A 12,306-nucleotide genomic window follows, 5' to 3' on the forward strand; every position below is an offset into this window, starting at 1 on the left:
TGAAACTATGCGTAAAATGAAGTAATATAAGAATATAGAATAGCACTAACTAAAATGAGAAACCTAAGGTAACGAGGTAAGAATATAATGGGAGGATTTTTTTAATGAAGGACCAATCTTTTTTTATTAAATTGTTTATTTCGTTTACGCTTTTGTTGGTCATAATAACTGTAATCTATATTTTGATATACGAACAAGTGGTAATAAATAGTTCTAAAGAAGAAATTGGCAGAAACTATATAGGAAAATTAAAAGTAGCAGAGAAGATTATGACAGAGTTTAAAAATGCTGTTCGAAAAGATATTGTAAGGCTGGCGGCCAGTAATTCAGTAAGTGCTCTCGTGGAGTTAAAGAATCTAAAAAAAGGTAATAGATTGGCTTTTGACAATCAATCTTTAATAAAGCTTTCGAATGCACAAAAGTCAATTTTAGAAGTAGTTAATGCTAATATAAGGTATGAATCAATATATTTATATATTGAGGACCTGGGGTTTTGTTTGACTAGCAATCAAGGATTGATATTTAATGACGATATAATGGATACAGGTTGGTTCAAAGCTTATATTGACTATAAAAATAACAGAAAACCCTTGGGCTGGATAGATACTAGGTTACCCGAGAGAGATGATAGCTCAATTTATCCTGCTTATAGCTATGTTGCAACATATGTTTTTCCTTTGACTCCTTATACAAGCGTATTACAAGGGGCGCTTGTTTTAAATATAAAGGAAGATGCGTTATCCCAACTCATCAATACTGATGATATAAACAAAGAGGGATATATTTTTATTATTGATAGCAATGGCGATGTTGTGACTCATGTAGATAAAAATTACGTGGGTTACAATATTTCCAGTATAGGTTATATAGATAAAATATTAAAGAGTGATGCAATCGATGGATACTTTATTAATGAAATGGAACAAAAAAATATTTTAATATCTTATTATAAATCCATTAATGATAACTGGATTTATATAGGCGTTTTTTCTCTGGAGCCTTTGCTTAGTAAGATTAATAATTTACGTACAAGGGTTATTTATTCTTCAGTACTGATAGCGTTACTAAGCATATTGAGCGTTTACTTAATATCGAGAAAGTTGTCCAGCCCCATAACAAAATTAATTCAAGATATTAAGCTCAATAAAGGGATAAATATTTATGAAAGTAAAGATGAGATGACAATATTGAGAAGAGCTTTTGAATCGCTTTCAAATCAGCTAGCACAAAATAAGATGAACATCAAGCAGGTTTATTTGAATAATTTATTAAACGCCAATTATTCATATGGAAATGTTGAAAACGATGGGTTAATTGAGGAATATTTTAAGTACGGACATTTTATATGTGTTTCTGTGATGATAGATAAGTATTATGAATTTGCAAATAAATATGAAGTAGAAAGGCAGTATTATTTAAAGATGTTGATAATAAACATTGTAAAGCAGATTATAGGGATGGATTATCTGTGTGAAGGAGTTAATTTAGATGGTGGAGAAATCGCATTTATCATCAATATAAGTGATGATCATGTGTATAAAATATATGAGGATTTAAGAAGATATTTCCATGAAATACAGAACGAGATTGGCAAGATATTAGATTTTACTGTATCTGTAGGAATCGGAAGGTGTTATGAAGGAATATCAAAAATACATGTGTCATATATGGAGGCAAAACAAGCGCTTAAATGGAGATTGGTTCTTGGGTATGGCAGTATTGTTTTATGGAATGAGGAATTTGGGAATTACAGCTATTATTACCCGTATACAATCGAAAAGAGCATATTAAATCAACTGGAATCCAGGGATATAGATAGAATTGAAAGGACTGTGGCTGAATTGATGAGCGAACTAAAAGAAAAGCAGGATATATCTTGCGATAATATCTTATTGGTCATAAACCAACTTGTGGGGAATACTATAGTGAAATATCTCACTGAGCTTAAGCTAGACATGAACGATGTTTTTGGCCATGATTTTAATATCTATAGCGAACTTTCTCGTAAGGAGACATTAGATGAAATAGAGGCTTGGCTTGTCAAGATGTACAGGGCTATAATAGACTTTCTTATAGCGTACGAAGAAGAGGAAGACGAGACTGTAAGAAAGATAGTGGATTTTATAGAAAGAAATTATAAGAAAGACATAGGAATACAGGAAGTAGCAAGCTTTGTAGGATTGAGTTATTCTCATGTTAGAAAGGTGTTTAAGAGCAGGATTGGAGAAAACATCGTTGAATTTATCAATAAGCTAAGGATAGAAGAGGCAAAAAAGCTGCTACTTAATACTGAACTGCCCGTAAGGGAGATAGCATTGATTGTGGGGTATAACAGCGATCAGACGTTTGCAAGAATATTCAAAAAAGTGGAAGGGGTTACCCCCGGAGAATATAGAAGGTTTAAAAATAGTATGGATGTATGATGTTTTGGGTTTTTTGTCATGTTGGTTTGTATACAAAGATGGCTTCCTCAAAAAGGAAGCTGTCTTTTATTTTAAGGATAATCAAAATTGAAAGTTCAAAATCAAAATTAATTGTTGATGTGCAAAGTTGTGATAACGTAAAATCAAAGCAGAACAAAGAGTATTGATTTACGAACTTGTGTAGTGCTTTTAACTTAAAGGAGGTTCATTTATGCTATACAATGACGTGAATTTGGCAACTGACATCGCAAAAAATAAAGCAGGCATAAGGACAAGAAGGAAAAAGTTTATTGCTTATATGTCGCAACATTACCTGCTCTACATTTTTTTGATATTGCCTATGGCTTACTTCTTCATATTCAAATATATACCCATGTATGGATTGCTTATAGCTTTTAAAGATTATAATATGTTTCAAGGGATATGGGGAAGCCCCTGGAACAATTTTGCTACGTTTAAAGAAATATTTGGAATGAAAGATTTTTATCGAGCTGTGCGAAATACTCTCCTTTTAAATGGGTTAGATTTAGTAGCAGGATTCCCTGCACCTATTATACTTGCCATTATGCTGAGTGAGCTGAGAAATAAAACCTATAAGAAGATATCACAAACTATACTGTATCTGCCTCACTTTTTGTCATGGATTGTTATAGGTGGTATTGTGATACAGCTTTTTTCAACGCAAACAGGGTTGATTAATGTAGTTCTTAAGAAAATGGGTATAGGGCCGGTGGAGTTCTTGAGCAAAAAGAATAATTGGCTTTTGGTATACGTGGCTTCTGGAGTATGGCAGAGCGCCGGTTGGAATGCAATAATATACTTAGCTGCTATAGCAGGTATAAATCCAGAATTATATGAAGCAGCCACTGTTGATGGTGCAGGAAGGCTGAGGAAAATATGGCATGTCACCCTTCCGTGCATTAAACCTACTATAATAATTCTGTTGATACTCAATGTGGGTAGAATTGCACAAATTGGTTTTGATCGGCCTTATGCTATGGGGAACTATTTTGTAACCGAGGTCTCAGATGTTATCAGTACTTTTGTGTATAGAGTTGGCTTGCGCTCAGGTAGGTTTTCAACGGCTACAGCAGTGGGCTTTTTCCAATCTGTAGTGGGTATGGTCTTTTTGTTGACGGCCAATTATATTGCGGAGAAGTTCGACGAACAAGGAATATGGTAACTATGGTGTATAAGCGGTCGAAAATAAGCCAAAAGGGGTTTTTAGGAGGTAAAGGTGTAATGGTAGCAGATACAAGGAGTAAAATCTTTGATATGGTACTTAACATATTGATTTTCATTGCGGTACTGGTATGCTTGATTCCGATTTTGCATGTGGCATCGATATCCTTGAGCTCAAATTCAGCGATACTTGCTGGAAGAGTTTATATCTGGCCAGTAGAACTAAATGTTGACTCTTATAAAGTAGTATTTGCTGACAAGACCATGATAAAATCTCTTGTTTTTACAGCAAAGCTGACTGTTGTATACACCCTGTTGAGTATGTTAATGACTGTGTTGGCTGCTTATCCTCTTTCTAAAAAGGGGCTAAAGGGAAGGAATTTGTTTCTGCTCATCATAGTGTTTACTATGTATTTTAGCGGAGGAATGATACCAGACTATATTCTCATAAAAAATCTCGGTTTGCTAAATAATTTCTGGGCATTGGTATTGCCAGGGCTTATAAGTGCGTTTAATATGATTGTGCTAAAGACGTTTTTCTCGACTTTACCAGAAAGCTTGGAGGAATCAGCCTTTATAGATGGTGCATCATACTTGACGATATTGATAAGAATAGTGCTGCCGTTGTCGTTGCCGGTATTGGCCACTTTGAGCTTGTTTTATGCCGTGGGACGATGGAATTACTTTATGGATGCACTGCTTTATATTACGGATTCCAAATTATACCCCATACAGCTGAAAATATATCAAATAATTTACAATAATATGCAGCCCGAGATTTCTGCCATAGAGGGGAATTTATCATCAAATTTGTTGCCTGAAAGCTTAAAGGCTGCTTCGGTTATGTTTGCAATTATCCCAATAATTATGGTATATCCATGGCTACAAAAGTACTTTATCTCTGGCGTTATGATTGGGGCTATAAAGGGTTAATATTTCAATTTTCATATAAAAATACAAAAATAAAGGAGGAGAAGATTCAATGAAAAAGAGGACACTGATGTTAATAGGTTTGCTTTTGTGCTTTGCTATTGCTGCTGCCACTTTATCTGGTTGCTCTTCAAAGAGCAATAGCGAACCGAAACAACAGCCAAGTTCTCAGGGCCAAAACAACAGCTCTGAGGGTTCTGGGGGGACCAAGGAACCAGCAAAACCTGTTGAATTGAGGGTGGAAGTCTTTGACAGAGGTACCCCTGGACAGACGCCGGTAGATAATAACTACTGGACAAAATGGATTCAAGAACAATTTGGTGATAAGAATAATGTAAAATTGACCTTTGTTCCATGTCCGCGATCCCAGGAAGTTGAGATGCTGAATATCTGGATGTCAACAGGGGATGCACCGGATATCTGTTTGACTTACGACGTTGCCACTGTCTACAAATACTATAAAGAGGGTGGATTGGCTGACCTCACAGACGCCCTTAACAAATATGGGCAACAGCTAAAAGAATTTTTAGGTGAAGAGCTTTTGGCATACGGACAGTATGATGGCAAACAATACGCCATTCCTGCCAAAAGGGTAATACAGGCAAGAACTGGAACATTTATAAGGAAGGACTGGCTGGAAAAGCTTAACCTGCCTGTACCCGAAACGACTGAGCAATTCTATAATACCTTAAAAGCATTTAAAGAGAAAAATCCTGGAAATGTTGATAAAGTGGTTCCATTTGCCATGACAGCGGATGTTGACTATATGGCTTATGGTTTCTTTGAGACGTTTTTAGAAGATGTGCCCGACAAAGACTATTATGTAAAGTATCGATTGTTCTTGCCTGGCTGGAAAGAAGGGGCTAGATTCCTCAACAAGATGTACAATGAGGGTCTAATTAGTCCAGAGTTCCCGCTTGATAAGGATGGAAAAATGATGGACCAAGATATAGTTAGAGGTTATGTGGGGGCTTATGGCGGGAATTATGACCTGGCGCTCAGAAATGTACCTGGCCACAACAACAACTTGAAGAAGAATATTCCTGGAGCAGAGTTTATTCCATGTGACCCATATACCAATGTGCATACTGGCCAGCACAGGAAAGAATTGTACAACCCAACAGGTATTAGAATAATAGTGCCCAAGACCAGCCAAGCAAAAGCCGATGCCGTCATCGAATACCTCAACTGGATGGCTGACCCGCAAGTGCTGTTCTTCCTGCAGTTTGGCGAGGAAGGCGTTCACCATACTATAGTTGACGGTTTGCCCAAGCTCCAAGCTGTAGAGGGTGAAAAGATGATGCCCTCATTGCAAAACATTGATTATACCCTTATTGTAAACGGAATTTATCTGGCAGACAAAGAGAAAACCATCAAAGCTAATGCATTTTCTTATCCCGGCAATGAGCATTTGTATGAATCAGCTTACAATCTTGCTATGCGGGGCGGCTATGTCAATCCGGGAGCTGGGTTAATTCCTACCGAGGCAGAGGCTAAATACGGAAAAGTTTTGGATGACAAGGAACTAGAGATATATGCAAAAGCCATTACGGCCAAACCTGAAGACTTTGATAAAGTATGGGATTCTTTAATACAGGAGTATCTGGCCGCTGGCGGGCAAGAGGTATTGGATCAAAGAGCTGCTTTATGGGATGAGATGTACGGGAAATAAGGCATTTGGGACAATCACAAATGACCTTTTATGAGCAATAAAGTGAGGTCATAGAAGGCCCCGCTGACAAAATTAAGGCATGCCGTTTTAAAGCAAAAATGTCTCAGCGGGGCTCCTCTTGTATCTTTTAGAAGTAAGATTAAAAACTAAGCAGAACAATAAAAGAAAACTAGAAAAAAGCCTTACGAAATGATAATATTTAAACAGATTCTCATAGGTTTTTAGTAGGTAGAAAGATTTCTAAATTGGGATAATAATATCAAAAAACACATAAAGAGATGATAGGAGGCAAAAGTATGATAAAGGTTGCTATTATCGGTACTGGAAATATTTCACCACAGCATATCAAGGGGTATTTGGAATTTCCCGACAGATGTGAGATCGTTGCACTTGTGGATATATATCCCGAAAAGGCCGTTGAAAAAAAAGAGAGGTTTGATTTAAAAAATGCAGAGGTCTATGATGACTACCACAAAGCGCTGGAAAGAGATGATATAGATTTAGTTGATATATGTACACCTCCATATACGCACGCCGAAATAGCAGTAAATGCTTTGAAGGCTGGAAAGCATGTGTTGGTTGAAAAGCCTATGGCGGCTTCCCTTGAGGAGTGTGACCTTATGATTGAAGCTGCTTTACGAGCTGATAGATATCTTTCGGTGATAGCGCAAAATAGATTTACTAATGGGTTTATGAAATTAAAGAAGGTCATCGATTCTGGGTTGGCAGGGAAAATTGCACATGTGCAGGTCAATTCATTCTGGTGGCGAGGTTATTCCTATTATGACTTGTGGTGGAGGGGGACCTGGGAAAAGGAAGGAGGGGGATGCACTTTAAACCATGCAATCCATCATATAGACCTGCTAATCTGGCTGATGGGAATGCCAACAGAACTTGTGGCGTTTATGAGCAACGCGGTACACGACAACGCAGAGGTTGAAGACATATCGGTGGCGGTGTTAAAATATGAAAACGGAGCAATAGGACAAATCACCAGCTCTGTTGTTCATCACGGAGAGGAACAAGAAATCATCGTACAGGGGGAAAAGGCCAGGGTTTCGGCGCCGTGGAAAGTTTATGCCTCGTTGGCCGCCGGTAACGGTTTCCCGATGGGTAGAGACGAGAAGCTCGAAAGTGAGTTAAATGATCTATACAATGGAATTCCTGAACTAAAATATACGGGACATACGGGACAGATTAATGATGTGTTGAATGCAATAGAGAAAAAGGGAGAATTGTTGATTTCAGGTGTGGACGGTAGAAATGCCCTTGAACTCATTACTGCCATCTATAAATCTGCAAGCTTAAAGCAGATGGTAAAACTTCCGCTGTCAAAAGATGACCCTTTCTATACGGTATCAGGGATTAGAGCTAATGTGCCGCGTTTTAACGAAAAGAAAATTTCGATTGAAAACTTTAAAGAAGACCACATAACTTTTGGAAAAGTGAATTAATTTTGCGTAAAGGAGGTATTTACCCATGAGCAAGGCTAGTGGTATGTATTATATGCCGGAAACGCCAGCTAAAAAGGTATGCGATGAGGGTGACTTCATCTTTGCCGCCGTAGGATTGGACCACGGCCATATCTATGGCATGTCAAAAGGCCTTATTGAGGCTGGCGGGCTAATAAAGTGGGTTTACGATCCGGATCCTTTAAAGGTGGAGGAGTTCCGCAAGGTTTTCCCGCAGGTCAAGGTTGCATGTAGTATTGATGAAGTGTTGATGGATTCTTCTGTCCACTTAGTGGCAAGTGCGGCTATTCCTTCTGAAAGGTGTAATATAGGGCTAAAAGCTATGGAGGCAGGTAAAGACTATTTTGCGGACAAACCTCCAATGACTACCATGGAACAGCTTGAAAAGGCAAAGGAAACAGTACAAAGGACCAAGAGAAAATATATGGTGTATTATGGCGAGCGGTTGCACAATGAGGCTTCAGTATATGCAGGTCAGCTGGTACAAAACGGGGAAATAGGAAGGGTATTGCAGGTGATTGGGTTGGGGCCGCACAGGGAAGGCAAAGGAAGGCCTGCATGGTTTTATGAAAAAGATAAGTTTGGCGGCATACTGTGCGATATAGGAAGCCATCAAATAGAACAATTTCTATTCTTTACAGGGGCAAAAGATGCAAAGGTCCAAGCAGCAAAAGTGGCTAACTATAACCATAAACAATATCCTAATTTTGAGGATTTTGGCGATGTAACATTAATTGCCGACAACGGAGCAACGGGGTATTTCAGGGTGGATTGGTTTACTCCTGACGGATTGAGGACATGGGGAGATGGCAGATTGTTTATACTAGGGACTGAGGGATATATAGAAATTCGAAAATACATTGACATAACTAGAGATGACAATACAGACCATGTCTATCTTGTAAACAAAGCTGGAGAGCATTATATCAATGTAAAAGGTAAAGTGGGTTTCCCCTTCTTTGGAGAACTGATTTTGGATTGCCTGAATAGGACGGAATACGCTATGACGCAAGAACATGTTTTCAAGGCTATTGAATTAGCTTTAGAAGCACAGAATAAAGCAATAAAATTAGAATAGATACCCTGAAGATGTAGTTTGAAAATTATTGTGAAAAGGAGAGAATTGGATGAAGGTAGTTTTTAGATGGTTTGGGGAAAATGACGACAGCGTAACCTTAGAGCAGATACGTCAAATACCTGGGGTAACCGGTGTGGTCTCTGCACTGTTTGATATTCCCGTGGGAGAAGTGTGGCCCCTTGAAAGAATACTGGCATTAAAAAAGAAAGTGGAAGATTATGGCTTGAAGCTGGAAGTGATAGAAAGCGTTAATGTGCACGAGGACATAAAACTGGGCTTGCCGACCCGAGAGCGCTATATCGAAAACTATAGGGAGACCATAAAGAACCTGGGACAAGCTGGAATCAAGGTGTTGTGCTACAACTTCATGCCGGTGTTTGACTGGATACGCACCGATTTGGCCATGAAGTTACCCGATGGTTCTGAAGTTATGGCATATGACGACAATATAATCAGGGATTTGGACCCCATTGAATTGATCAACGAGATGGAATCAGGATCAAGGGGGTATTCTCTACCCGGCTGGGAACCTTACCGATTGAAAGAGATAAGAAGGCTATTTGAGCTTTACAAAGATGTTGATGAGGAGAAACTGTTTGAAAACCTCAAGTATTTTCTTGAAAGCATAGTCCCGGTCTGTGAAGAATACGATGTGAAGCTGGCTATTCATCCCGATGACCCACCATGGTCAGTATTTAAGCTGCCACGGATTGTTACCAATAAGGAAAACCTAGACAGGATAATCAATCTCGTCGACAGTCCCTATAATGGGCTTACCCTGTGTACTGGTTCTCTTGGAGCCAATTTGGAAAACAACCTGCCTGAGATTATAAGATACTTCGGCAACAAAGGCAGGATACACTTTGCACATGTAAGAAATATCAAGATCGAGGAGAAAGGTGTCTTTTATGAGACCTCCCATTTGTCTTCTGATGGTTCGTTTGATATGTTTGAAATCATGAAGGCCTATTACGATGTAGGCTTTGAAGGGTATATGCGTCCCGATCATGGGCGGATGATATGGGGCGAAAAGGCAAGGCCGGGATATGGTTTATATGATAGGGCGCTGGGGATAATGTACCTGCTTGGGCTTTGGGAAGCCATTGGTAAGATGAGCAGAACGTAAGAGTTGGGGAATGGAGTGATGGATAGTGGATTTGAATAAAAGCAGTATGTATGAGTGCTGGCTAAACTATAAACATTTACTCTGCAATTTTGATGATGAATATAAAAGGTTTTGCAGCTATATTGTGGCCAGGAACAAGCATTCTATTATAAATGCTGCACTTGAGGAGCTCAAATTCGCATTTACTAGATTTATGGGACGTCTGCCTGAGGTGGTGGATTCCTATCCTGACTCCGATTGTATGCTGGTGGGCACTTTGAATGATACAGTGAATGAGACGCTCAGGGTAAACCATGGTGCATTACCTGACGATGGGTTCATAGTACAAAGATTTGAGCGCAATGGTAGGGATGTATTGGCCGTTATAGGCAAAAATGAAAAAGGAGTGCTGTATGGAGTATTTCATCTTTTAAGATCGATGTGTTGTGGAAGATCGCTTGCCTAGGTGCAGGGCATAGATGGGTCGCACAATCCCTTGAGGGTTATAAATCACTGGGATAATATGAGCGGCGATATAGAAAGGGGATATGCCGGTAAATCCATATTTTTTAAGGATAACAGGATTGTCAGCGATTTGAGCAGGGTTAAGGACTATGCACGGCTTCTGGCGTCGGTAGGAGTAAACGGTGTTGCCATCAACAATGTCAACGTACATCAGGTAGAGACACGCCTTATAACTGATGAGTTCCTGCCTGATGTGGCAAGAATAGCTGACATATTTAGGCAGTACGGCATAAGGTTGTATTTGAGCATAAATTTTGCTGCTCCAGTGGAGATAGACGGTTTGTCTACCGCTGATCCCCTGGATGAGTCGGTCAAAAAGTGGTGGAGGGATGTAGCAGATAAGATCTACAGTTACATTCCCGATTTTGGTGGATTTGTTGTCAAGGCTGATTTGGAATTTAGGCCGGGGCCTTTTACTTATGGCAGGAATCACGCTGAAGGAGCAAACATGTTGGCGGAGGCTTTGAAACCTCACGGCGGTGTGGTTTTCTGGAGGGCTTTTGTATACAATTGCCAGGTTGACTGGAGAGACCGCAGTGTGGATAGAGCTAAAGTTGCATATGAGAACTTCAAACCGCTGGATGGAAAGTTTTTGGACAATGTAATTGTGCAAATCAAGAATGGCCCAATGGATTTCCAGATAAGGGAACCGGTCTCTCCATTGTTTGGTGCTATGGAAAGGACCAACGTTGCTGTGGAGTTTCAGATTACACAAGAGTATACTGGTCATCAAAAAGACCTGTGTTATCTGCCTACCATGTGGAAAGAAGTGTTGGATTTTGATACTTATGCAAATATGCAAAGGGGCAGGGGTCAACGGTCAGCAAGGTTGTCAGCGGCTCCCTCTTTGGGATGAAATACGGGGGCGTAGTAGGCGTTTCGAATATTGGAGACAGCAAATGCTGGACAGGTCATGCGCTGGCACAGGCTAATTTATACGGGTTTGGGCGGTTGGGATGGAATCCTGAACTGTCAGCCCAGGAGATAGCAGAGGAATGGGTAAAGTTGACTTTCGGCCACGACAAACAAGTTGTGGATATGATAGTGTCCATGTTGATGGCTTCTAGGGATATTTATGAAAAATACACTGCTCCGTTGGGGATTGGATGGATGGTGAACCCTGGTCACCATTATGGGCCCAATGTTGATGGATACGAGTATTCCCATTGGGGGACCTACCACTATGCCGATTGGCAAGGGATAGGTGTTGACAGGACGGTGGCTACCGGTACGGGCTATACAGCACAGTACAGGGAACCGATAGCCAGCACGTATGAGAACATAGAGACCTGTCCTGATGAGCTTTTGCTGTTTTTCCATCATGTGCCGTATACCCACAAATTGAAATCCGGTAAGACTGTGATTCAGCACATATACGATACCCATTTTGAGGGAGCAGAAGAAGCACAGGGGTTAAAAGACAAATGGCTGATCCTTAAGGGAAAGGTTGATGATGAGGTATTCGAGCTTGTTCTTGAAAGGCTGGAGATGCAGATCAAGAACGCCATTGAGTGGCGGGATGTAGTCAACACTTATTTTTACAGGAAAACAGGTATTGATGATATACACGGGAGGAAGATTCATAAGTGATGAAATTCTTACCAATGGTTATCTATGTCAATAGCCCCGTGGAGGGTAAAAGGAGGGAGTCCATCTATCCAATCATGTTTAGAAGCACCTATTAGGACTAACATACCTTTCGGGGGCATCTTTTTTCTTCTGTGGTGTGCTTTACGCTTACGGTGTTTTCTAGGGCTGCTAATGCCTTCTTTTGTGAGAATTCTGTATACAGCGGGATAACTTACTTTAATGTTTTCATTTTCCTGAAAATTGCAATATTAAATGCAACACTTTTTTAAAGGAAAGTATGATATAGATATCCAAATTTTTACTGTTTAAAATGTAAAACCTTATGTTGT

At 39.7% G+C, this 12,306-nt stretch carries 7 protein-coding genes and 2 pseudogenes; 8 read left to right on the plus strand and 1 reads right to left on the minus strand.

Going from position 1 to position 12,306, the window contains the following annotated elements:
* Nucleotides 1-104 precede the first annotated feature (104 nt).
* The 8 genes and pseudogenes from JOD02_RS04490 (at nt 105) to JOD02_RS11880 (ending at nt 11,977) form a co-directional block, all read left to right on the plus strand.
* The gene (locus JOD02_RS04490; RefSeq protein ID WP_204487312.1) at nt 105-2,423 is read left to right on the plus strand and encodes a helix-turn-helix domain-containing protein; all 2,319 of its coding nucleotides are present in this window, start codon (nt 105-107) and stop codon (nt 2,421-2,423) included.
* Between the two features lie 298 nt (nt 2,424-2,721).
* Nucleotides 2,722-3,606 (plus strand): ABC transporter permease, encoded by an 885-nt coding sequence (locus JOD02_RS04495; RefSeq protein WP_204487382.1) that lies wholly within the window; start codon nt 2,722-2,724, stop codon nt 3,604-3,606.
* 59 nt (nt 3,607-3,665) lie between these two features.
* Entirely contained in the window at nt 3,666-4,538 is an 873-nt protein-coding gene (locus JOD02_RS04500) for a carbohydrate ABC transporter permease (protein WP_204487314.1), read from the plus strand.
* Between the two features lie 49 nt (nt 4,539-4,587).
* The gene (locus JOD02_RS04505) at nt 4,588-6,207 is read left to right on the plus strand and encodes an extracellular solute-binding protein (protein WP_204487316.1); all 1,620 of its coding nucleotides are present in this window, start codon (nt 4,588-4,590) and stop codon (nt 6,205-6,207) included.
* A 296-nt stretch (nt 6,208-6,503) separates the two neighbouring features.
* Nucleotides 6,504-7,661 carry a Gfo/Idh/MocA family protein gene (locus JOD02_RS04510; RefSeq protein WP_204487318.1) on the plus strand — a complete coding sequence of 386 codons (1,158 nt, stop codon included), beginning with the start codon at nt 6,504-6,506 and terminating at the stop codon, nt 7,659-7,661.
* Nucleotides 7,662-7,686: 25 nt separating this feature from the next.
* Nucleotides 7,687-8,757 carry a Gfo/Idh/MocA family protein gene (locus JOD02_RS04515; RefSeq protein WP_204487320.1) on the plus strand — a complete coding sequence of 357 codons (1,071 nt, stop codon included), beginning with the start codon at nt 7,687-7,689 and terminating at the stop codon, nt 8,755-8,757.
* A gap of 49 nt (nt 8,758-8,806) precedes the next feature.
* Nucleotides 8,807-9,883, plus strand: coding sequence for a mannonate dehydratase (gene uxuA / locus JOD02_RS04520; RefSeq protein ID WP_204487322.1), 1,077 nt, complete (start codon nt 8,807-8,809; stop codon nt 9,881-9,883).
* 46 nt (nt 9,884-9,929) lie between these two features.
* Nucleotides 9,930-11,977, plus strand: a pseudogene (locus JOD02_RS11880) (alpha-glucuronidase family glycosyl hydrolase).
* Nucleotides 11,978-12,003: 26 nt separating this feature from the next.
* Here JOD02_RS11880 and JOD02_RS11950 read toward each other — a convergent pair.
* A pseudogene (locus JOD02_RS11950) lies at nt 12,004-12,210 on the minus strand (ISNCY family transposase); the annotation flags it as partial.
* Nucleotides 12,211-12,306: the final 96 nt, after the last annotated feature.

It is taken from the genome of Caldicoprobacter guelmensis (assembly GCF_016908415.1).
Classification (GTDB): Bacteria; Bacillota; Clostridia; order Caldicoprobacterales; family Caldicoprobacteraceae; genus Caldicoprobacter; species Caldicoprobacter guelmensis.

Excerpts from the sequence above, each read along its gene's own strand:
- JOD02_RS04515 (WP_204487320.1), top strand. The coding sequence starts at position 7,687 with ATGAGCAAGGCTAGTGGTATGTATTATATGCCGGAAACGCCAGCTAAA.
- JOD02_RS04490 (WP_204487312.1), top strand. The coding sequence starts at position 105 with ATGAAGGACCAATCTTTTTTTATTAAATTGTTTATTTCGTTTACGCTT.
- JOD02_RS04500 (WP_204487314.1), top strand. The coding sequence starts at position 3,666 with ATGGTAGCAGATACAAGGAGTAAAATCTTTGATATGGTACTTAACATA.
- JOD02_RS04495 (WP_204487382.1), top strand. The coding sequence starts at position 2,722 with ATGTCGCAACATTACCTGCTCTACATTTTTTTGATATTGCCTATGGCT.
- JOD02_RS04510 (WP_204487318.1), top strand. The coding sequence starts at position 6,504 with ATGATAAAGGTTGCTATTATCGGTACTGGAAATATTTCACCACAGCAT.
- uxuA (WP_204487322.1), top strand. The coding sequence starts at position 8,807 with ATGAAGGTAGTTTTTAGATGGTTTGGGGAAAATGACGACAGCGTAACC.
- JOD02_RS04505 (WP_204487316.1), top strand. The coding sequence starts at position 4,588 with ATGAAAAAGAGGACACTGATGTTAATAGGTTTGCTTTTGTGCTTTGCT.